This is a genomic window from Roseivirga spongicola, assembly GCF_034376045.1.
GTDB classification, from domain to species: domain Bacteria; phylum Bacteroidota; class Bacteroidia; order Cytophagales; family Cyclobacteriaceae; genus Roseivirga; species Roseivirga spongicola.
Map to the genome: position 1 here is coordinate 3,428,616 of NZ_CP139724.1, position 21,678 is coordinate 3,450,293.

18 protein-coding genes are annotated in these 21,678 nt (G+C 40.9%); 10 read left to right on the top strand and 8 right to left on the bottom strand.

Annotated elements, in window-relative coordinates; translation table 11 throughout:
- Window positions 1–202: 202 nt before the first annotated feature.
- Window positions 203–3,037 carry a M16 family metallopeptidase gene (locus tag T7867_RS15385; RefSeq protein ID WP_068222450.1) on the bottom strand — a complete coding sequence of 945 codons (2,835 nt, stop codon included), beginning with the start codon at window positions 3,035–3,037 and terminating at the stop codon, window positions 203–205.
- A gap of 298 nt (window positions 3,038–3,335) precedes the next feature.
- On the opposite strand from T7867_RS15385, the gene lpxB reads away from it, so the two are divergent.
- The 3 genes from lpxB to T7867_RS15400 all read left to right on the top strand — a co-directional run bounded on the left by lpxB (window position 3,336) and on the right by T7867_RS15400 (window position 7,643).
- Window positions 3,336–4,463: a lipid-A-disaccharide synthase gene (lpxB, locus tag T7867_RS15390; protein WP_068222447.1), complete on the top strand. Its 1,128-nt coding sequence runs from the start codon at window positions 3,336–3,338 to the stop codon at window positions 4,461–4,463.
- Between the two features lie 75 nt (window positions 4,464–4,538).
- Window positions 4,539–5,960 (top strand): ATP-binding protein, encoded by a 1,422-nt coding sequence (locus tag T7867_RS15395; RefSeq protein WP_068222444.1) that lies wholly within the window; start codon window positions 4,539–4,541, stop codon window positions 5,958–5,960.
- Between the two features lie 18 nt (window positions 5,961–5,978).
- Complete coding sequence (locus T7867_RS15400; protein ID WP_068222441.1) at window positions 5,979–7,643, top strand: response regulator; 1,665 nt, start codon at window positions 5,979–5,981, stop codon at window positions 7,641–7,643.
- 344 nt (window positions 7,644–7,987) lie between these two features.
- Here the strand turns inward: T7867_RS15400 and T7867_RS15405 are convergent, their stop codons facing one another.
- Window positions 7,988–8,938, bottom strand: a complete 951-nt coding sequence (locus T7867_RS15405; protein ID WP_068222436.1) for a bifunctional helix-turn-helix transcriptional regulator/GNAT family N-acetyltransferase — start codon at window positions 8,936–8,938, stop codon at window positions 7,988–7,990.
- Between the two features lie 391 nt (window positions 8,939–9,329).
- Between T7867_RS15405 and T7867_RS15410 the strand changes: the two genes are divergently transcribed.
- A complete protein-coding gene (locus T7867_RS15410; RefSeq protein ID WP_245660248.1) occupies window positions 9,330–10,328 on the top strand; it encodes an NAD(P)-dependent alcohol dehydrogenase in 999 nt (332 codons plus the stop codon).
- Window positions 10,329–10,330: 2 nt separating this feature from the next.
- Here T7867_RS15410 and T7867_RS15415 read toward each other — a convergent pair whose 3' ends face one another.
- The 6 genes from T7867_RS15415 to T7867_RS15435 form a co-directional block, all read right to left on the bottom strand.
- Window positions 10,331–10,927: a Crp/Fnr family transcriptional regulator gene (locus tag T7867_RS15415; RefSeq protein ID WP_084375706.1), complete on the bottom strand. Its 597-nt coding sequence runs from the start codon at window positions 10,925–10,927 to the stop codon at window positions 10,331–10,333.
- A 69-nt stretch (window positions 10,928–10,996) separates the two neighbouring features.
- Window positions 10,997–11,320 carry a TIGR04104 family putative zinc finger protein gene (locus tag T7867_RS19700; protein WP_157717667.1) on the bottom strand — a complete coding sequence of 108 codons (324 nt, stop codon included), beginning with the start codon at window positions 11,318–11,320 and terminating at the stop codon, window positions 10,997–10,999.
- Window positions 11,321–11,454: 134 nt separating this feature from the next.
- Window positions 11,455–12,537, bottom strand: a complete 1,083-nt coding sequence (locus tag T7867_RS15420) for a serine hydrolase domain-containing protein (protein ID WP_068222433.1) — start codon at window positions 12,535–12,537, stop codon at window positions 11,455–11,457.
- A gap of 41 nt (window positions 12,538–12,578) precedes the next feature.
- The gene (locus T7867_RS15425) at window positions 12,579–15,191 is read right to left on the bottom strand and encodes an ABC transporter permease (RefSeq protein WP_068222431.1); all 2,613 of its coding nucleotides are present in this window, start codon (window positions 15,189–15,191) and stop codon (window positions 12,579–12,581) included.
- Entirely contained in the window at window positions 15,191–15,502 is a 312-nt protein-coding gene (locus T7867_RS15430) for a PadR family transcriptional regulator (protein ID WP_068222428.1), read from the bottom strand. Before T7867_RS15430 ends, T7867_RS15425 begins: the two co-directional genes overlap by 1 nt.
- Window positions 15,503–15,751: 249 nt before the next feature.
- Entirely contained in the window at window positions 15,752–16,984 is a 1,233-nt protein-coding gene (locus T7867_RS15435; protein ID WP_068222425.1) for a DEAD/DEAH box helicase, read from the bottom strand.
- Window positions 16,985–17,033: 49 nt separating this feature from the next.
- Here T7867_RS15435 and T7867_RS15440 point away from each other — a divergent pair, with 49 nt between their 5' ends.
- The 6 genes from T7867_RS15440 (at window position 17,034) to pgmB (ending at window position 21,673) form a co-directional block, all read left to right on the top strand.
- Window positions 17,034–17,606, top strand: coding sequence for a DUF922 domain-containing protein (locus T7867_RS15440; protein ID WP_068222423.1), 573 nt, complete (start codon window positions 17,034–17,036; stop codon window positions 17,604–17,606).
- A gap of 108 nt (window positions 17,607–17,714) precedes the next feature.
- Complete coding sequence (locus T7867_RS15445) at window positions 17,715–18,128, top strand: (4Fe-4S)-binding protein (protein WP_084375705.1); 414 nt, start codon at window positions 17,715–17,717, stop codon at window positions 18,126–18,128.
- Between the two features lie 3 nt (window positions 18,129–18,131).
- Window positions 18,132–19,139 carry a LacI family DNA-binding transcriptional regulator gene (locus T7867_RS15450; RefSeq protein ID WP_068222420.1) on the top strand — a complete coding sequence of 336 codons (1,008 nt, stop codon included), beginning with the start codon at window positions 18,132–18,134 and terminating at the stop codon, window positions 19,137–19,139.
- Window positions 19,136–19,927 (top strand): glycoside hydrolase family 16 protein, encoded by a 792-nt coding sequence (locus tag T7867_RS15455; protein WP_322299516.1) that lies wholly within the window; start codon window positions 19,136–19,138, stop codon window positions 19,925–19,927. The genes T7867_RS15450 and T7867_RS15455 overlap by 4 nt, the downstream gene beginning before the upstream one ends.
- Before the next feature lie 106 nt (window positions 19,928–20,033).
- Window positions 20,034–21,026, top strand: a complete 993-nt coding sequence (locus T7867_RS15460; protein WP_068222413.1) for a carbohydrate kinase family protein — start codon at window positions 20,034–20,036, stop codon at window positions 21,024–21,026.
- Window positions 21,023–21,673, top strand: coding sequence for a beta-phosphoglucomutase (pgmB, locus tag T7867_RS15465; protein WP_068222410.1), 651 nt, complete (start codon window positions 21,023–21,025; stop codon window positions 21,671–21,673). Before T7867_RS15460 ends, pgmB begins: the two co-directional genes overlap by 4 nt.
- The last annotated feature ends 5 nt before the right edge of the window (window positions 21,674–21,678 follow it).

Consider the following 21,678-nt stretch of genomic DNA (forward strand, 5'->3'; position numbering starts at 1 on the left):
CTTGTCAGGCTATTATGCCATCTGTACGGAAGACAATATCCCTCAAAATGGCTGTGTCAACTCCAGTGGCTATTTTATAGTGCCATATGAATTTGACTTAGTTCATTAACGAATTATAAAAACTTCAGAACCAAGCTCTGATTTGAAAGGCTCAAAGTTTAAAGATGGTAGAAGCTTTAAACTTTGAACCTTCAACCTAGAACTATTTCTCCGGTCCCGTCATATCGTTGATGAGTGTAGGCTCACCAAAGCCAAGTTGTTTCATGCGATTTAGTTGGGTTTTTGCATCGCCCACAACTAACCAAATCATCTTGTTTTTATCGAGGTATTTTTCAGATAATTGTCTGATTTTTTCAACCGTCATGCCTCTCACTATGGCTTCTCTGTCTTTCACATAGTCATGTGGTAATTCAAATTGGCTAATGTTTTCGAGCATATTGAGTTTAGCACCCGCTGTTTCAAAAGCACGTGCATTACTCTTAATTAAAAAGCCTTTAGTGGTTTCTAAATCTTTCTCTGTAAATCCAGGGCCATGGTTATCTAATATCTCTTTTACCAACTGAGTAGACTCTAAAGTAACGTTGGTTCTAACTCCACTGCTAATGGTAAAAGTACCGTCATATTCATTACCAGAGAAACCTGATCTAACTCCATAAGTATACCCTTTTCCTTCTCGCAATTCTTGGGTGAGTTGAGAGGCAAAACCTCCACCGCCTAGTATGTAATTCATTACCGTAGCAGGGTAGTAGTCTTCATCTGTGGCAGGCATAGCTGGGTAACCTATATTCAATACAGACTGCTTTGCACCTGGCACATCATAGAAATATACTTGCGATTCGGTAGGCGCTTTCGGTTGGCTTAACTCTGGTAGCTTAACTTCCTTAGCTTCCCATTTACTGTCTAGTGAACTTAAAGATTTAACTAATTCATTTTCAGATATATCGCCTACAACATGTAAACGTGTTACTGAAGGAGAGATGTTGGCATTGTAATAAGCTTTTAGATCATCTATAGTTAGGTTGGAAACAGTCTCAATAGTGCCTAAAGTGTTTTGCGCTCTAATGTCATCTTTGCCATAAATTAGAATATCGTAAGCGTTGCTAGCAATGGCATTAGGGTTAGCTTCTTGCTGTCTAATCTGGCTGATAGTGCTTTGCTTTGCAAGCTCAAATTCATTCTCATCCCAACGCGGTTGTAGAAGAATTTCCTCCATAAGGGCAAGTGTTTCGTCATAGTTTCTGGCTAAGGTATTGGCAGAAATTCTAACGCTTTGCTTGCCGGCAAAAACACTAATTCTCGCACCTAGCTGATCTATTGCTTCTTCTAATTCTTCTGGTGTTTTGTTGGCCGTTCCTTTAGTCATGATAGAAGCCATAAGGTTAGCTGCGCCAAGCTTATCCATATCTTCCATCAGTTGTCCGCCATCGATTACCATATTGATTTGAACCAACGGTACTTCGTCATTTTCAATACCATAAATTTCAATGCCATTGTTTAGTGTAGCCTCATATACCTCAGGAATCTGAATTTCAGGTGCACTGCCATAAGCTGGCTCTACAGTCCTATCGAAAGAAGATGGCGTTCTTTCATATTCTGCCTGAATTGAAGCATCGAATGTTTCTTCTGCTCCTTGAACAATAGCTTCTTCCACCACCTCAGCTTTCTCTGAGTTAGCTAAAGCTAGGTCTTTCTGGCCCCTAGGCACAAAACTGGTAGCAATGAAGTTTTTGTCTTTGATGTACTTTTCATACACTCTTTTAACATCGGCAGTACTTACAGCTAAAATGCGCTCAATGTCTTTCTTGATAAAGCCAGGATCGTTAGCAAAAATATTGTACTGCGCTAACTGAAATCCTTTGCCCAATACACTAGAAAGACCATTATAAAAGCTTGTTTCTTGCCCTGCTTTTATTCTGCTAAGGTCTTTTTCCGAAATTCCTTCTGCCTCGAATTTGGCAAAAGCTTCTTCTATGGCTTTAGCTACTTCGTCTAAATCTTTATCTGAATAGGCCCTTACAGAAAGCTGATATTGACCGGCCAACTCTGAGGTTCTATTATACATTCTTACGTTGGAGGTTAATTTCTTGTCTTCTACAAGCACTTGGCTAAATGGCGCTTTCTTGCCACTTGAGAGGTATTGCGCTAGTACATCTAGGGCATAGCTATCAGGATGATATTGTTCAACAGTAGGCCAGGTGTAAGTCAGTTCTGGTACTCTGGCAAAATTATCTTCATGGTAAAGCCTGATGTTTTCTGTAATTACACCAGCTCTTGGCTGCATGGTTTCCACTGTTTCACCCTTCGGAATTTCATCAAAATACTTATGCACCCATTCTTTGGCTTGTTCTACATCGAAATCTCCAGAAACTACTAGCGTTACATTATTGGGTACATACCAACGGTTAAAGAATTCCTTAACATCGGCAAGGGTTGCTGCCTGCAAATCGTCTAAAGAACCAATTACTTGCCAATTATACGGGTGATCGGCAGGGTAGAGGTTTTTGTCAATAACGTAGCTAGTATGGCCGTAAGGGCGGTTGTCTACACTTTGACGCTTTTCATTTTTCACCACTTGCTTTTCTTTGGCCAAAACCGGATCCGTTACGGTATTGATGAACCAACCAAGCTTATCGGCCTCAGCCCAGAGCATTTTTTCTAAGGCATCGTTAGGAACGGTTTGAAAATAGTTGGTTCTATCTCTGGAAGTTGAACCATTAGCACCTGAGCCACCCACTCTGGCGCTCAACTTATCTAAACCACCTTTGCCTAGGTTTTCTGACTCTAAAAAGAGCAGGTGTTCAAAGAGGTGTGCAAAACCTGTTCTGCCTTCCTTTTCTCTAGCCGAGCCTACATGAGCCGTCAAGGCTACTGCAACCACAGGATCGGACCTGTCAACATGAAATACTACATCGAGTCCGTTGTCTAGTTCGAATTTTTCATAGTCTACATTAAAATCAGCTTTGGTTTCTTCCTCTTGCTTAGGCTGGCAAGAAACCATGATGGTAAGAATGAAAAGGAAAGTCAGTTTATGTTTCATAAGAATAGTGATTTGCCACAGTTAGAATTGATCGTAAGATTTGATTCGAATTTTTACCCTTTTATTCCCTAAAGGGAGAGATTAGAATTTAATCACCTTTTAGGGCAGGGGTTAGTATTTTCTATTAATATGAATCTTATGATCAGTCTAGTATATGACTTGAATATCTTTCCTAATTAGCCAATTTAAGCAGATTTAGCAAGTGGAATAATAGGAGGTGTGTATCAAAATGATATACGTTTCGATTTCCATTTGATAATTTGTCTCAAACCATGAACTTGGCAGCAGAATTCGGGAAATGAAATACTACATCATTGCAGGAGAGGCCTCTGGCGATATGCATGCGGCCAACATGATGAAAGAACTGAAAAAGCGTGATTCAGATGCTTATTTCAGAGTGTGGGGAGGCGATAAAATGAAGGTCGAAGCTCAAGAATTAGCTAAGCACATTAAAGAGACTTCATTTATGGGTATTTTTCAGGTAGTTCAAAACCTGAAGACCATTAAGCAGAATTTCAGGTTCTGTGAGCAAGACATTGAAGAGTTTCAGCCCGATGTTCTTATCCTCATCGATAACTCTGGCTTCAACCTCCGAATTGCTAAGTATGTAAAGCAACAAGGCCTGAAAACGAAGGTATTCTATTACATCCTTCCGCAAGCTTGGGCTTGGAAGAAAAAGCGAGTTCATACCATACACCAATGGACAGATAGAATCTTTTCTATCCTACCTTTTGAACCTGCGTTTTACAAATCTTATGGCTATGATATAGATTTTGTTGGTCACCCTATTCTAGATGCTCTTGAACTTCGCCAAAAAGATTTACTCCCAAGCGATGAGTTTTATAGCAAGTATGAGCTTGCTTCGGATAAACCGTTAATTGCCATTTTACCTGGGAGCCGAAAGCAAGAGATAATCGGGAACCTTTCTAGAATGCTTAAGGTAATTCCTCATTTTCCTGATCATGAGTTTATTATTGCTGGTTCTGAGACCATAGATTCAGAGCTCTATGAGCAGTTTACAAAGGGTAGAGTGCGTGTAGCCTTTGGGGCAACTTATGATATTCTCAATAACGCCAAAGCAGCTTTGGTTACTTCTGGAACAGCCACGTTAGAGACTGCTCTTTTCAACGTGCCACAGGTAGTTTGTTATAAGGCAGGCTTTTTCACTTATCATATCTTGAAAAGGATAGTGAGTATAAAATACATCTGCATGGTCAACATAATTTTGGATAAGATGGCAGTGCAAGAACTTATAGAGTCAGATTTAAATGAAAAGAGGCTGGTGAGAGAGTTAATGTTGACTCTCAACGGATCGAAAAGAGATCAGATTCTTGAAGATTATAAAGCCCTTCGGGTGAAGCTTGGCGGCACTGGAGCTTCTGAAAGAGTTGCCGAATTGATGTTTGAAGAGTTAAGCAAGAAATAGAGCTTCAGCCAATAAGTTTTAGCCTTCAATTGGCAAGAGAAATATCCTTACAACTGCACCATAGAACTAAATTAAATGAAAACAGGTTTTGCAATCATGAATCACCAAGAGATAGTTGAGAGAATTGCCTCATTTTCAGTACTTGAGGGAGTGCCGATTTCACAAATTGAATGGATTGTAGAACGTGGAGAGTTGGTTGAAATACCTGCTGGCGAACAGATTTTTAAGAGGGGAGATTCTATTGATCGTTTGTTGATTATGCTCGATGGCCTCTTCTCACTAAAAGTTCAACAGGCAGGTCAGTTTAAGGAGTTGGCGCAAATTAAGACCGGAGATGTTTCTGGTGCATTGCCTTACAGTAGAGCTCAATCGGCCACGGGCCACGCCTTTGCAGTAACCGATTCTAAGGTCTTCACCCTTTCGGTAGATCATTTTTACGACCTCATTTGCGAGTGCCACGAGGTAACTGCTGTCTTGGTCCACCTGATGACCGATAGGGTTAGAGATTTCAGTCGTTTTCAACACCAAAGTGAGAAGTTGATGGCGCTAGGCAAGCTTTCTGCAGGCTTAGCACACGAACTCAATAACCCAGCTGCTGCCATTGTTAGAAGTGCCGAGTCTCTAGAAAAACACTTAGGCACAGTTCCCGACAAATTGAAGAAGGTGATCTCTATGGAAATTGTAGATGACCAGATAGACTTTGTGAATAACCTGGTGTTTGGCAAGCTTAGGCAAGGAATCAACAAAACTGAATCTATGATTGCCAGAGCTGACCGTGAAGACGAGCTCACCGATTGGCTAGAAGATAATGGTTATGGCGATTGCTATATGCTGGCTGAAACTTTAGCAGACTATCGATTTGATGTTGCTGATTTAGATGGACTTAAGGAAAAGATGGGCGAGAAGGAGTTTCCATCTATGCTTACTTGGGTAGACAATGTGCTGACCACCGAAAAAATGGTTGGGGAAATAAAAGATGCTTCAAAGCGAATCTCTACACTCGTAAATTCCGTGAAAGAGTATTCTCACATGGACAGGTCTGGCGATTATGAGCCTACTGATATCCATATTGGTTTGAGAACAACGTTGTCCATTTTAAATCATAAAGTGAAAAAGAACCAAGTTACGGTTGAAGAAAACTGGCAAACAGATATGCCAAAAATGGCAGCTAGCCCAGGTGAACTCAATCAGGTTTGGACGAATATTATAGATAACGCACTCGATGCCATGGAAGAGGCGGGTGGTACATTAACCATAACCACTAAGACGGTTGGCGATAATGTGAGGGTTAATATTAGCGATACGGGTAAGGGAATTCCGAAAGACATTCAAGACAGAATTTTTGAACCATTTTTTACCACTAAAGATATTGGAAAAGGTACAGGGCTAGGGCTAGAGACCGTGCAGCAGATTGTCGAAAACCATAACGGCACAATTAAGCTGCAGTCGCAACCCGGAAATACAACTTTTGAAATTTGCTTACCACTTAAGCACTAAGAATCACCAAAAACTCAAATGGCCAAACAACCAATAATTTTTACTGTAGATGATGACGAGCAGGTACTAGCAGCCATTCGTAGAGATCTAAGACAGCAGTATAGAGCAGACTATAGAATTATGAGTACGGCTTCTGCCAATGAGGGCCTAGAGGCACTCAAAGAGTTAAAGCAGAAAGGCGAAGATGTTGCCCTTTTCTTGTCTGATCAGCGAATGCCTGAAATGACAGGAGTGGAGTTTTTAGAGCAAGCCAAAAAGCTTTATCCTGCCGCAAAGCGAGTGTTGTTAACTGCTTATTCAGATATTGAGGCTGCCATTAAGGCCATCAACGAGGTTCAATTAGATTACTATTTGAACAAGCCTTGGGACCCACCAGAAGAGAAACTTTACCCAACCCTGAACGATTTGCTAGATGAGTGGCAAATCAATCATATTCCAGCTTTTAGAGGTATTAGAGTAGTTGGTTACCAGTACAGTCCAAAGTCGCATGCGGTGAAGGACTTTCTTTCAGGAAACCTCATTCCTTATCAATGGCTAGATGTAATGAATGAGCCAGAAGCCAAAGAATTAATGGACTTGGCCGAAGTAACCGATCAGCATTTGCCAGCAGTGTTCTTTGAAGATGGTTCACATCTGAAGAACCCTTCTGCCGTAGAGTTAGGATCCAAGATTGGCCTTCGGTCTAAGGCTGCTGAAAAAATGTACGATGTCACCATTATAGGAGCGGGTCCTGCAGGAATGGCAGCAGCGGTTTATGGTGGTTCAGAGGGGTTGAAAACGCTTTTGATTGAAAAACATGCTCCTGGTGGACAGGCTGGAACGAGTTCACGGATTGAAAACTACTTGGGCTTTCCGAAAGGTCTTTCTGGTGCTGATTTAACGCAAAGGGCCATTACCCAAGCCAAACGCTTTGGTATTGAGTTTTTGTCGCCACAAAGTGTGGTTGGGGTAGAAACTCAAGACAATTATAAAAAGGTAATTCTTGAAAATGGCGAGCAAATTCACACCAAATCGGTGATTATTACCACTGGGGTTCAGTATAGAAAACTGGAAGCCGCAGGAATTGACAATTACACAGGTGCAGGAATCTACTACGGTGCTGCCACTACAGAAGCCCACGCCTGTAGAGACAAGGATGTATATATTGTTGGAGGTGGTAACTCAGCTGGCCAAGCGGCCATGTACTTGAGCAACTTTGCCAAGAATGTCTATATCGTTATCCGTAAGCCAGACTTAACTAGCAGTATGAGCTCTTACCTGATTGACCAGATTAAGGGAACGGAGAATATCAGCCTAGTTCCTCGCTCGGTGATAGAAGCGGCTCATGGCGAAACTCACCTTGAGTGCGTGTCATTGAAGAACCTAGAAACCAATGAAGTGGAGAAAAAACCAGCAGGTGCTCTACTTATTTTCATAGGAGCAAGGCCTTACACTAGCTGGACAGGCGATCAAATTTTCAAAAACGAAAGAGGTTTTATCCTTACCGGACGAGATGTTCAGAAAGACGATGAGTTTAAGAAGATCTGGAAGAAAACCCGTGAGCCATTCTTACTAGAAACTAGCACTCCAGGCATATTTGCCGCAGGAGATGTTAGGGCAGGAGCCATGAACAGAGTAGCCTCAGCCGTAGGAGAAGGCGCTATGTCCATCAAGTTTGTGCATGAGTATTTAGGGGAGGTTTAGAGTAACGGTCTTGTATATGAGCTGAAGCGGATTTTAACCAACTACTTTTCAGATAGCAATATACTTTATTTAAACTAAAAACAGTTCAAGTTTGCACTCAAACCGCTATTGCTTATACACGTTATTAGCAGCTGCCTTTTTTGATTTTTGAATTTTAATTATGTGAAATCCGTGTATCAAAACTGCTATTCCACAACCGATTATAAATGGTGGTGCATTTAATAAAATTCCATAAGCGATGTAAATCATATTGGCAATCAATGATAGAACTCTCAACATTAGAATGTTCTTCATTGTCATTGAGAGTAAATTAATTCCCAAAGCCGAATAACCAATAATGTGTATCATAATGACAAGCACATAATTTTTTCAGTTCTCTCTAAAACATCCATTTGAGTTGGTGCTTTTCTGTCATTAAACCCAAGTTTATAGTATAATTTGTGTGCTTGTGGCATACTCATAGTGGTTTGTAACCATAATTCAGTAGCGTCATTTTCCAAACAACGACTTATGCAGCGTTCAATTAGTTTTGTTGCTATTCCAAGTTTTCTAAAGTTTGGATTGATGAATAGTTTGGCAAACTCAAAGGTGTCTTCATTCAATCGTTTTAGGGCGACACAACCAACAATTTCTTCCTTAAACTTGGCATAAAAGAGGAATCCGCCATTTTCTAAATAAGCCTTGTCAGGATTATGCAAAGTGAATTTATCATCTTCTTCTAATACACCATTCAAAACACTCAACAGCCAAGGTCCAGCCAATTCATAGAAATATTTTTTAAGACTTGGTTTATAGTCAATGATTTTTACAAATTCGTCTTTGGGTTGATGTATGCGTTCATTGATTGGTTTGTGATTGATTTCCCAATCCAATCTGTCCAAAATATTAATCATATCTGGATGTCCAATTGAGAAAAGTTCTTTAAGCGTTTTGGAAAATGAAAGCCATAAAGGTTCAAGTTCCATTTGTAATTCTTTCCCCTTTTTTGTTAGTCCAACCAACTTTGAGCGTTTATCATTCGGATTTGGCGTAATATTGACTAATTCTTCTTTTTTTAGTTCTCGAAGAATATTTTTTACCGTAATGTGAGAAAAGTCGATTTGATTGGAAATTTCGAGGATAGTTTGTGGTGAATTCGTTTTAGCTAAGACATAGTAAACAGAAAACCAACTTGCTTTAAATTGTATGTTGGCATCTGAATAAATCTTGTCACCATCTTGTTGCAGTTTTTCACTTATTCTTCGAAATCTTGAAGCTCCGGCAAGATATCCCAATTCATTTAATACATCTGACATATTTATTATTTATGAAAGTACTTTAATAAAAATATGAAAGGTGTTTCATAAGTTCAAATATTTCTTTGAGATTTCTGTGTTTAGGTTGCTGCTAACGTTGTGTATCGTGCACTCCAGTGCACGATATATTTCCAATAATTTACTAAAAGTGCACAATAGCCAACCAACTGGTGCTGTATAAAGTGCACTATCTCATTCTCCAGAAAACTCAAGATTGTATTTAGACTGTGAGTGTTTTCTGAGTCGAATAAACTTATTCCAGGGCTTTTTTATAAGCTGTTTAGATCTGTGATGCTTTCAACTCCTTCTAGAATTTTCACTTCTTAACTTAAGTCAATGCACAGGCGTTCGGGCTGCGCTACTTTTGGGTATCAAAAACAACAAAAGCCCAATGGACAAGCTCAAAACAACAATGAAAGCGGTAGTAGCCAATGGTTATGGCTCTCCGGAAATTTTGGAGGTGAAGGAAGTGCCTAAGCCACAAATCAAACCGACAGAGGTATTGGTCAAGACATCTGTGGCCAGCATTACACATGCCGACACACTAATGAGAGCAGGTGACCCCTGGTTTGCGCGCTTGGTACTCGGACTGTTCAAACGCAAGCACCCAATTATCGGAACAGGCTATGCCGGTGTAGTGGTGGAAGTAGGTGCCCAGAGAGCCGATTTTGAAGTAGGAGATAGTGTCTTTGGTGAAACTACCACCAACTTCAGTACCAATGCAGAGTACATAGCAGTGGGTTTAAATGACATCATCATGCAGATGCCAGCGCAGATCAGCTTTGAAGAAGCCAGTACTATGTGCGATGGCCCAGTTACTTCGCTTAACTTTCTCAAACTGATTGGAGAAGTTAAGCCAGGCCAAAAAGTGCTGATTGTAGGGGCTTCAGGAAGCTTAGGATCTGCTGCTGTTCAAATAGCGAAGAATTTGGGTGCTGAAGCTACAGGAGTATGCAGCGGAAGGAATGTGAAATATGTGAAGTCACTGGGTGCAGACCATATAATCAACTATCTGGAGAAGGATTTCAGGAAGTTGGAGTCTGCCTATGATGTGATTTATGATACTGTTGGGGCACATTCCTTCAAGAGCTGTAAGAATGCGCTCAAAGAGGGAGGATTGTACATGTCTCCGGTACTTTCTATGCCATTGTTGTGGGCTTCGCTGTTCAATAGGGAAGGAAGAAAGAGAGCCAAATTTGCGGCTACTGGTATGGCTCCTAAAGACACCATCAAAGACTTATTGAAAAGTTTGGTGAAGATGAAGCAGCTGGGCAAACTGGAAATACTGATAGAAAGAAGATATAGCATGGATCAGATTCGTGAAGCACATATTTATGTGGAATCTGGGCGAAAGAGAGGAAATGTAGTGTTGGGAGTTGCCGAGTGTTAAAATCACTTCGCAGTGAGTAATCTCTTTCTTATCCTGCTCAATGACTCGGGTTTTACGCCAAGGAAGCTTGCAATCTGATGTTGCGGCACTCTGTTCATAAGCCCGGGTCTCTTTTCTAACAGGCTAACGTAGCGTTCTTCTGGAGATGACATGATAAAGGCAGCGTATTCATCTTGAAACTTACCTGCATTTTTCTCTACCTCAACTCGCATTAGATTTTCCAGCCGAGGCACTTTTTTGCACATGGCTTCAATAATATCATCGGTGCCAACTGTGAGAATGCAGTCTTCTATACACTCCAGATAAGACCTTGAAGGACTTTTGCTATTGTTGCTGGTAAAAGAGTTGACCGGCTCATTTTCTGTAAAGAAGGCGGTGGTCTTTTCATCACCATCCTTGAGGTAATATTCGCGAATAAGACCTTTCAGCACGAAGTAGCATTTATCTGAAATCTGCCCTTCTTTGAGAAGAATGGTTCCTTTGGGAAAAGCCTGAATATTAGTTCCATCAACAATAGTATCCACCTCTTGTGGAGTTAACATGTTGAAAGTAGTAATAAAGGAGTGGAGATCTCTTCTGGCAGTTTCTAAAGCGTCCATGTGCGAATATAATCAACCAGAGGTTAACACATTCAAAATCAACTGTTTTAGAAGGGGGTGAGGACTTATTTAATAGGAAGGCTTTTCAGTCAATTTAAAGGAGTCAAACTGGTAAACGGAGAATATCCAAAGAAGCAAAATAACGCCAAAGAGGGAGTAGCTGATCCAAGAAGGGCTTTGAAATGTTTCGCTAAAGAAGGATACAAAGGTTCTAGTAATCAATATTGGAAAGAACGCTATCGGAGCTAGTACAAATCTCCTGCTAAGGTTTACCGTTAAGGTAGATTTGCAATTTTCACATTCAAACTGCGTGTCTTGAAGTCTTAATAGAACTTTTAAATACTTTTTAAAAGGGTATTTATGGTTACAGTTAGGGCACGTTCTACTGTTCATTGCTAATGATGTTCATTGAGTAGATTGAATGTAACTATTTAATCAAAAATCAACATAATATTCAGTGAAATTGTCTTCTCAAATTAGTCCAGATCTGCTAATGCAAGCTATGTAAATAGTTTTATGATAGGCGTTCAATAAGCCAACTCCTTCAATATAGCCTTTGCCGCTTTATTCAGTTTTTGTGGAGTTTTTGGGCCACTGTGGTTCACGAAAATTGAGATACCTAAATCGTACTTCGGGAATATATAGAGCCAGTTTTGTGTGCCAGTTGTGCCACCGTGATGATTGAACGATGTGCCGTACTTGTCTTTCCAGATATTCCAGAAATAGCCCATCCATCGGGTTTTCTTTTCATAGAGAAGACGGTGAGATTCTTTAATGATTGGATCTTCACTTAGGTTGTAAGCGATAAACTTCATCATATCCGGAAGGGAAGACTTCAAGCCTGTGCCAGTGTTCCAAAGTAAGTTCTCGGATAGTTTGGAAGCTTCGGTATTATTCATCCAATAGCCTTGTGCTAGTTCATTGTCTATTTCGGTGGAAGTGTGGTTCATTTCAGCCTTATTCAATATAAACTGGTCATAAAGCTCATTTAGCGGTTTGTTGTAAACAGAGCTGAGGATGTTTCCTATCAACTCTGCACCAGCATTGGAGTAAGCGTAGGTTGTTCCAGGCTTCTCTGTCAACTGAATATTGTAAAGCGACTCAAGAAATTTGTCCTTTGTGTATTCCCTTTCAAATTCGAAGATTACATCGGGTACATTAGGCTGAAGCCCTTGGTAAGCCTTCGCCACTTCCGAATTAATAAAAAGGGGAAGCCCTGCGGTATGGGTCACTAAGTCTTTGATAGTAATGGGAGTTCCTTCAAGGGAGAGGTTGGGATAATCATCGGTTAGATAGGTTCGAATGTCTTTATCTAGCTCAATTTTGCCTTCTAGCACAGCCTGAGCTACAAGGTAGCCTGCAAAGACTTTGGTAACAGACCCAAGTTCATAGCGTGTGTCATTGTTTGGAGATTGACCCGTGGGTAGTGTGCCAAAGTGGTGTATATAGGATTCTCCATCTTTATATATACCAATAGAAACAGCTCTGAATTCCTTGTTTTTTATTAATGATTTACTGGTTTTTTGAACGAGTTCATCAATACTTTGGGCGGATAAACCTTGAATGAAAATCAGTGAGAATAGGAGTAGGAGGTGTTGTGCTCTTTTCATGAATATAGATTTCACTGTTTTAAGCAAACACCAAACCACTTTTATTCCGCTCTAAGGCTATCCACAGGGTTTTGTCTGGCTGCTTTTATGGTCTGTATACCAACAGTAAACCAAGCCAAAAGCATGGCAGAAATAGCTGCAATAGCGAATATCCACCAGCTAAGCTCTATGCTGTAAGCGAAATTCTGGAGCCAGCTGTTGGCAATGTAATACCCAATCGGTACAGATATAAGTATGGCGATGGCCACCGTTTTGGTGAATACATTGGTTAGTAATTGGAAAATAATAAGTTGGCTAGCACCTAATGTTTTTCGGATTCCTATTTCCTTGGTTTTTCTTTCTGCTGTAAAGGCGGCTAATCCAAAGAGACCCAAGCAGGAAACAATAATGGCGATTGCGGCCATATAGTTCGAAAGATCAGCCACTTTGTTCTCAGAATCATACAGAGACTTATAATCGTCAGCCAATAGGCTAGGACTGAAAATCTGACCCGGAAACACATCTTGAAATACCTTTTCAACCTGAGCGATGGTTTCTTGCTCTGAACCTGGTCTGAGCTTTACAAAATATTGCTTTCCCCGTTCTCTAAACTGAATAATAAGTGGCTCAATCTTTTTATGTAATGAGCCATACTGAAAGTCTTTCACCACTCCAATTACTTCCATTTCACGATCATCGCCCCAACCAATTTTAGTTCCGATAGGGTTTTCAAGCTCCATATATTCCACTGCCGCCTCATTTAAAATGATGCTGCTTACACCATCGTTGAAGTCTCTGGAAAATGATCTTCCTTCAACTATTTCGAGCCCCAATGTTTCAATAAAGTTGAAGCCTACTTTGGGTGAATCGAAGAGGTGGTTATCATCATCTTCTGTGCCTTCAATCCATGAAAAGCCACTATTGTTGTCATCGGCTGCTAAAAAATCGCCCGACATGTTGGCCGTACTGAGCACGCCTGGGATTTTCATCAGTTCATTGAAGAAGGGTTGTGGGTTACTGTAGTCTGAACCGGCTTCTCTAAAAGTAATGATGGCTTCCCTGTCATAGCCTAATGACTTTTTCTGGGTGAAATCGATTTGTTTATTGATGACAATAACACCGATAATGAAGATCACAGAAAGGCTGAACTGAACGATTACCAACCCTTTTCTAATCCACTCTTCGCCTCTGAGGTTTGAAAATTTGCCCTTGAGTACGGTTACGGGCTTAAACCTGGATAAATAAAATGCTGGGTAGCTTCCGGCTACAAAACCAGTCAACAACACAAGTGAAAGGGCTGGCAAAATGTACTCTTTCCAGCTTATCAATGTTAATTCTTTGCCAGATATATGATTGAACTGAGGCAATACCAGCATGACCAATCCAACGGCAACAACAAGTGCAATGATAGAGAGGAGAATGGATTCACTTAAAAACTGAAAGATCAAAGCAGTTCTATTGGCTCCAATGGCCTTTTTTACCCCAACTTCCTTGAGTTTTTTGGAAGCTTGAGCGGTGGAAAGATTCATGAAGTTGATGCAGGCAATGGCCAAAATGAATATGGCGATATAGGTAAACAATCGAACGTTATCTATTCTTCCCCCAGTTTGAATGCCGCTTTCATACTTTCCGTAGAGATAGTTTTTAGAGTATTGCTGAACAAACAACTGGAATCTATCGCTGTCTGTGTTGATGGTTAAATAGTCGGCAATTTTAGCATTGAAGGCGTCTATATCCGTATCTTGTTTTAGTAGCAAATAAGTCTGTGCATAGCCTCCATTCCAATGATCTGCCCATTCATCGGCTTCCACCAAATTTTCGTAATTGAGCACTATGTTGAACCGTATGGATGCATTTTTGGGAGGTGCTTTGAAAACTCCCGAAACAATGAATTCTTTACTGAAGATTCTGTTGTCCCATGAGATGGTTTTTCCCAGCGCATTTTCGATACTCCCGAAAATGCTTTGGGCATATTCATCGGAAATAGTCACCGAACCCTTATCCGCAATTACTTTTTCGGGATCGCCAATAAGCATTTCATAGGTCATAACCTCGAAAAAGTTAGGACTGGCAAAAAGTCCATTTGCTTCAAAATAGTTCTCATCAAAAGCAATAGTGCCTCTAGGGCGGAAGAAGTCGTTACCTACTCGTACGGCATCTTTAACTTCAGGGAAATTATTTAGCAGGGCTTCGGCCAATTTGCCAGAGGTATAGTTCCAAGTATTTACATCGTTATTAATGGAGAAATTCGACATCACCCAATACAGGTGATCATTCTTCTCATGGAAAGTGTCAACAGACCTTTCGTCTTGCACCCAAAGTAGGATTAGCAAGGTAGCTGCCAGACCCGTAGAAAGCCCCAAAAGGTTGATGAGAAAGGTAGTTTTATGTCGCTGAAAACTGCGAATTGAGATTAACAAGATGTGTTTGAACATACCGAAGTTGTTGAGTTTTTGACTGCCAGAGAATTTTCTAATTAAGGAAGGTCTTATAAGTTTGAGCACTTCTAAATGATAGATTCTTCTGGCTTTCGACTTTGAATATTTGCCGAGTAAATCATGATAGACTTCCTCTAAATCGCCCTGAATCTCTTCCAAATATTGACCACGTAGGAAGAGCCTCAATAGCCGTGTTGACCATTTGGGTGGGGTGATATGTGAGCTATTTTTGCTCATCAGGCAATGGAGGCCCAAAGTTGGGTGCGAACCTCTTTAATTTCTTCCAATGTTTGAACGGCTAGGGGAGTAGCGGTGTATATGCGTTTGCGTTTGCCGCCTCTTACGGCAGTAGCTTCTCCAAACTCAGACTTCAGAAAGCCCTTTTCTTCCATCCGCTTCAGTGCAGATTGAATCGAACCAACACTTAATGTCTCTTTTAGCCTTTCTTCAAGCTCTCGTTTGATTTCTACCCCGTAGGCATCTTCTTTCAAAACAATAACTGTTAGTAGAACCAACTCTTCAAACTCACCTAGCTTAGTCTTCTTCATAATTAAATTCGTAATTGCAGTAAATATAGAGAAATATATTATTCGTAATTGCAGTTTTTATAAAAAGCTGGAAGTCGGATTACAGAAGACGGGAGTGTGGGGGCCGGAATTGTATCGTCCTCCTCTGTCCCCCGAAGTTTCGGGGCGGACATCGCCTCCAGAGGAGAACATCCGTGCAATCCGGTGCTTTAGCAGACTTATTATCCCCGCTTGCCGGGTGTAGGAGGGACTGGCTAGGAATAAAGGTTCCTACCTTTTCTTCTTCCTCTTCTTAAAAGTGGGGTTTTCAGCGTCTTTCATCAGTTTACGCCAATCTTTCGAGTCGTCTTCGGTCAGGTCTTTTACCAATTGATAGTCACCTTTACTTATTTCTATGCGCTCAATTGGCTCAGTAAGGTGTTCTTCGATAAGCGTCAGCATTTCCTGTTCCTCTTTGCTGCAAAATGAAACGGCCTGACCCTTTTGTGTTCCTCTTCCTGTTCGGCCAACACGGTGAACGTATTGCTCAGAACTGTCTGGCAGGTCATAATTCACCACATAATCAACGTTTGGAATGTCGATTCCTCTTGCGCTAATATCTGTGGCTATCAGAATTTTTAAACTACCACTTCTGAAGCGTTTCATCGTCTGCTGGCGCTGATTTTGCTCTTTGTCGCTATGGAGCGTATCCGTTTCAATTTCTACTCGCTCCATGGCCTTCATTACTCTTTCAGCGCGGACTTTAGTACGTACAAAAACCAGCATTTTAAGGTCAGGATTGTTTTTGATCAAGTTCTCAAGGAAGAAGCGCTTATCATCCATTTCCACCAGGGCTACAGCATGCTCAATATTTTTAGCCACAGGGTTTTTGGGAGAAATCTGTATTCTTATGGCATTGCTAACTAGTGAGTAAGCCAGCTTTTTAATTTCCTCATTGATGGTTGCAGAGAAGAAAAGGGTTTGTCTTTTCTTCGGTATATGGCGCATCAAGTCTTTTATATCTTTAATAAAGCCAAGTCCGAGCATGTGGTCGGCTTCATCGAGAATCAATATTTCGAGCAAAGAAAGATTTAGATGTCCCTGACTCACTAAGTCGAACATACGACCTGGAGTGGCCACAAGTACATCTATTCCTGAGTTCAGTTTTTCGATCTGCGGGACCTGATCTAGGCCTCCATGAATGGCAAAAATGTTCAATCCAGAACCTCTGCCAATCTCCTGAAAGCTTTGTTTTACCTGTTGTGCTAGCTCATGAGTAGGTACCATAACCAAGCAGCGAACACCATTGTGCCTAATTTTAGAACTCTTCTGAAGTAACTTTTGAAGAGTTGGAATGGCAAAAGCTGCGGTTTTGCCCGTTCCTGTTTGCGCAATGGCCAATACATCTTCTCCTTTTAGGATAGCCGGAATTGCCTTAAACTGAATGTCGGTCGGTTTTTTGAAACCAAGCGCTTGAATGTTAGTTTTGAGGATGTCGTTGATGGGGTATGCACTGAACTTCATGTGGCACAAAGATAGTTGTTAGCAAACAATAATATTAGTTTTCCCAGATATGCATCAGGTTGTTTCTGTTTTAAGGGTAGTTTGTTTTGTAGTATTCCTAAACCTTACGGTTTCTGAAGCCAAAGCGCAATACCTAGAAGTAGATACTACCGCTTTTATTGAGTGGTCTGAAGATTTATATATGAACTGGGCCGACTATAGGTTTAGGAATTATTCTAAAGAAGATGGTTCGGGAATGGCTCTTACATCGGTAATGCACTCGGTTAGGGGAGGGATTATCAAAGGCCAACCTAAATTTGAGGTGAAAGTGCTGTTCGTAAAGGAAGATTCTTGGACCACAGACTCTACCAGTATTACGCTATTGGCACATGAAAAGCTGCATTTCGATATAGCAGAATTATACGCTAGGAAAATCCGTAAACAAATAGATCAGCTTTTTAAGGATGGCGAGCGAGACTTAAAAGTTTATAACAAATACGTAAAGCAGCTCTTGGGCGATTTCAAGAGGTATTCTCATAATTATGATAGTAAAACTCGTCATGGGCGCAATTTTGACGAGCAAAAAGTGTGGTTTGAGAGCGTTTATTCAGAATTGGAGCGGCTCAAAGATTATTATAAATAAATTTAAATACATATATATTTATATACAAACATGTTTTCATGTATATGAATTTCATCTAGCATTTTCGCTTTAATACATATTTGATTTATTTTCAATCTAAATTAAGAAGTGGCAAAAGCTGTGGAGAAAGAATATTCAAATGGAGAGATCACTGTTTTATGGAAACCAGATCTTTGTATTCATTCAGGAATATGCCTTAAAGGATTGCCCAAAGTGTTCAACCTGAAACAAAGACCATGGGTGAACATAAATGCAGCTTCTTCTGAAGATATAGTGCAATTGGTAAGGGAATGTCCTTCCAAGGCGCTTTCCATTAAGGGGGTAAAGTTCAAAGAAAAGCAAAACCCTGAGGTGGAAGTAAAGCTAATTCCTGGTGGCCCTATAATTATTAAAGGAGGTGCTACCGTAACGGACAGGTCAAAAACCACTGTTTTCAATGAAACGGTTTCGTTTTGTAGATGTAAAAGGTCCGGGAATTATCCGTATTGTGATGGAACACACGCTCAACCTAAAGAAAATTAGACTATGGCTATAACTATAAAAGACATTGCTACGGCATTAAAGATTTCGCCCTCAACAGTTTCTAGGGCATTAAATGATCACCCGAATATTAGTGAAGACACTAAGAAATTAGTATCTGCTAAGGCCAAAGAACTCAAGTATCAGACAAACTTTATCGCTGCTGGTCTTCGAACAAAAAGATCTAACTCAATAGGTATTTTGGTTCCCCACATTACCAGTAACTTCTTTGCCTCTGCCATAGACGGTATTCAGAAAATTGTGAGTGACAATGGTTACTATACCATCATTTGCCAGTCTAATGAAAATTATCACGATGAGCTTGACCAGATAAAGTCGCTGCTCTCTTGTAAGGTGGAAGGCGTGATATTGTCCATATCGAGCGATACCAAAGACTTCGAGCATTTAGAAACGCTCCAGGCTTACGATGTGCCATTTGTGCTTTTCGATAGAATCGCTCCGGGCTTCGATACACCTACCGTGGAGGCTAATGATTTTACTGGCGGATTTCAGGCAGTAGAGCACCTAATTAAAAGAGGTAGAAAGAAAATTGCTCATTTGGGAGGGCCAGGACTTTTAGGTATTAGCAAAAGCCGATACGAAGGTTACTTAGAGGCATTAAGAACCTATGATTACGAAATCAACGAAGACTTTGTAGTATTTACTGACCCAGACCAAAAGCACGATGCGATCATCGAAAAGATGTTCGAAAATCCTAAGAACAGACCTGATGCACTATTCACCTTTAGTGATGAGCTAGCAGTTGAAGCCATTTTGAAATTAAAGAAAATGGGGCTCACTGTCCCTCGAGAGGTTTCAGTGGTAGGGTTCGGAAACAGTAACCTTTGTGAAATTGTAGAGCCAAACCTTACAAGTGTAACGCACGAGCCTATAGAAATGGGTGAGGCAGCTGCTGAGCTACTTTTTAAGGTGATTCAGAAAAGACATATTCCACCGCATCAACTACATATGAAGTTCGATTCTAGAGTGGTTATCAGAGATTCTTCGAGATGATGAAACGTTTGTGCGGCTTATTCCTAGTGTTGCCTTTTGCCTTCATACTTTCTTGTAAGCAAGAACGAAAGCTGGTTTGGCAAGACGAGTTCGATGGTAGAGAATTGGACACCACAAAGTGGACAGCCTATGTTGGTGATGGTTGTCCAGACCTTTGCGGCTTTGGAAACAATGAGTTGCAGTATTACACTGATAGGCCAGAAAATATTAGTCTCGCCCATGGCATTCTAACTATTACAGCCTTGGCCGATTCTTTTAAGACAAGACCATACTCATCGGCTAAGTTGGTAACCAAAGGCAAGGGTGGCTGGAGATATGGCAGGGTAGAGGTGATGGCTAGAGTTCCTGCTGGTAGAGGTAATTGGCCCGCCATATGGATGCTACCCACTGAAAATAGTTATGGCGGATGGCCTGAAAGTGGCGAAATAGATATTATGGAGCATGTGGGATTTGATCAGGGAAACATGCATGGTACCGTCCATACCGAATCTTTCAATCATATTAAGGGAACTCAGAAAGGCGACTCTCTGCAAATAGTAGACATATCTAATCAGTTTCATTTGTACGCTATTGAGTGGACAGAAGATAAGATTGATTTTTATCTGGACGATCAGAAATACCACACCTTTGAAAATACTGGTAAGGGTTCTGATGATTGGCCTTTCGATCAGCCTTTTTACCTCATACTAAATTTAGCCATTGGAGGCAATTGGGGTGGCCTAGAAGGCATTGCAAACGATGTCTTTCCAAACCGATTTGAAATTGATTATGTTCGGGCCTACCAATAGTTGATCCAACGATTGCACTGGTTGCTATTTAGCTTCTACAATTATTGGTAAATTGATATAAAGAAAGCATTGACACCGCATTCTATCGATAAGCTAGTATGATTGTATGAGCAAGCACTATAAAGTGGCCGTAATCGGTCCTATTCCGCGAGACCATATCACCACCTATCGGGGTGAAGTCATTGAAAAATACGGATGTATAACGCATCCTACTATTGGATTGGCTCAATTGTTAGAAGGCCAAGGCACAGTATATCCCATCTCACACATCCGAAAACAAGATACCGAGGCCGTAAAAGAAATCTTTGCGCCATACCCTGCCATAGATATGGAAGGTGTTTCTGATGAAGCCGATAGCGGAGATGTAATTAAGCTTAAGTTTCTCGATCAGAATTTTAGAGTAGAGAAACAAACGGCATTTATGAATGCCATTGTTCCGGCAGATTTAGCACCTTTCTTAGATTGTGATGCCTTTGTGTTTGTACCCATTACCGACCATGAAATTGCACTAGATACAGTTAAATACCTTAGAGAACATGCCAAAGGAGTCATCATATTCGATGCGCATGGCCCAACGCATACAATGACCATAGGTGGCGATAGGCACAAGAAGTTTTGGGTGGAAAGAGATCAGTGGTTGCCTTATATAGATGTGTTGAAGATGAATCTGGAAGAGTCTTGGTGTACATGGTTTAAGCATGAATATAGAGAAGATGAGCTCACCGATTTACTGGATGATATTGGGCAAGAACATTTGAGGCCATTGGCAGAATATGTGCTAGATCGTGGCCCTAGAGCACTTGTGGTTACCACTGATGCCACTGGCTGCAAAGTATTTACAAAAGAAAAGGGCGAATTGAAAGAGCAATTCGTCAATAGCATTCGCATGGAACATGTGATAGATACCACTGGCTGTGGCGACTCTTTTGCTGGAGGGTTGGCCTACGGACTTATGGATGGCCAAGACAACTTTGTTCGAGCTTCCATGTATGCCAATGCACTAGGTGCTCAGCGCACACAAGGAACTACCTTTGAAGTATTTAAGACGCTCTCTGAGACTGAGGAGATGATGAGAGCCAATTACCCTGATTTTAAATGACATTACCGAAAGCCTGTATTTTCGATTTAGATGGTGTTATTGTAGACACCGTCCCTGCTCACTTTGTGGCATGGAAAGCCATGGCCGATGAGCTAAACATTCCTTTTACTGAAGTAGATAATGAGCAACTGAAAGGAGTAAGTAGAACAGAATCGATGAAGAGAATTCTAGCCATGGGCGGAATGACCAAGTCGAACATAGAAATAGAGGAGATGACCACAAAAAAGAATCATATCTATGTGGAAATCATCTCTAAAATGACTCCTGATGATATTCTGCCAGGTGTGGTAGAGTTCTTAGATCTACTAGATGACAATAATATTGCCATTGCTTTGGGGTCTTCAAGTAAGAATGCTCCAGTGATTTTAGAAGCAGTAGGTTTGGCTCATCGTTTTCCAGTATCAGTAGATGGCAATCAGATTGCTCACTCCAAGCCTCATCCAGAAGTATTTTTACTGGGGGCTGACCGTCTGGGGCTAAGTCCTTCAGAATGTGTGGTTTTTGAAGACGCTATCTCAGGCGTTCAAGCAGCTAAAAGAGGCAATTTTAAGTGCGTAGGAGTAGGGGATTCAACTGTGCTTTCAGAAGCAGATGTTGTAATTCCGGACATGAAAAACATTGATCTAACCATTTTTGATAATTTATAATCAAC

Coding starts and splice junctions, on each gene's coding strand:
- T7867_RS15385 (WP_068222450.1), bottom strand. CDS start 3,037: ATGAAACATAAACTGACTTTCCTTTTCATTCTTACCATCATGGTTTCT.
- lpxB (WP_068222447.1), top strand. CDS start 3,336: ATGAAATACTACATCATTGCAGGAGAGGCCTCTGGCGATATGCATGCG.
- T7867_RS15395 (WP_068222444.1), top strand. CDS start 4,539: ATGAAAACAGGTTTTGCAATCATGAATCACCAAGAGATAGTTGAGAGA.
- T7867_RS15400 (WP_068222441.1), top strand. CDS start 5,979: ATGGCCAAACAACCAATAATTTTTACTGTAGATGATGACGAGCAGGTA.
- T7867_RS15405 (WP_068222436.1), bottom strand. CDS start 8,938: ATGTCAGATGTATTAAATGAATTGGGATATCTTGCCGGAGCTTCAAGA.
- T7867_RS15410 (WP_245660248.1), top strand. CDS start 9,330: ATGGACAAGCTCAAAACAACAATGAAAGCGGTAGTAGCCAATGGTTAT.
- T7867_RS15415 (WP_084375706.1), bottom strand. CDS start 10,927: ATGGACGCTTTAGAAACTGCCAGAAGAGATCTCCACTCCTTTATTACT.
- T7867_RS19700 (WP_157717667.1), bottom strand. CDS start 11,320: ATGAACAGTAGAACGTGCCCTAACTGTAACCATAAATACCCTTTTAAA.
- T7867_RS15420 (WP_068222433.1), bottom strand. CDS start 12,537: ATGAAAAGAGCACAACACCTCCTACTCCTATTCTCACTGATTTTCATT.
- T7867_RS15425 (WP_068222431.1), bottom strand. CDS start 15,191: ATGAGCAAAAATAGCTCACATATCACCCCACCCAAATGGTCAACACGG.
- T7867_RS15430 (WP_068222428.1), bottom strand. CDS start 15,502: ATGAAGAAGACTAAGCTAGGTGAGTTTGAAGAGTTGGTTCTACTAACA.
- T7867_RS15435 (WP_068222425.1), bottom strand. CDS start 16,984: ATGAAGTTCAGTGCATACCCCATCAACGACATCCTCAAAACTAACATT.
- T7867_RS15440 (WP_068222423.1), top strand. CDS start 17,034: ATGCATCAGGTTGTTTCTGTTTTAAGGGTAGTTTGTTTTGTAGTATTC.
- T7867_RS15450 (WP_068222420.1), top strand. CDS start 18,132: ATGGCTATAACTATAAAAGACATTGCTACGGCATTAAAGATTTCGCCC.
- T7867_RS15455 (WP_322299516.1), top strand. CDS start 19,136: ATGATGAAACGTTTGTGCGGCTTATTCCTAGTGTTGCCTTTTGCCTTC.
- T7867_RS15460 (WP_068222413.1), top strand. CDS start 20,034: ATGAGCAAGCACTATAAAGTGGCCGTAATCGGTCCTATTCCGCGAGAC.
- pgmB (WP_068222410.1), top strand. CDS start 21,023: ATGACATTACCGAAAGCCTGTATTTTCGATTTAGATGGTGTTATTGTA.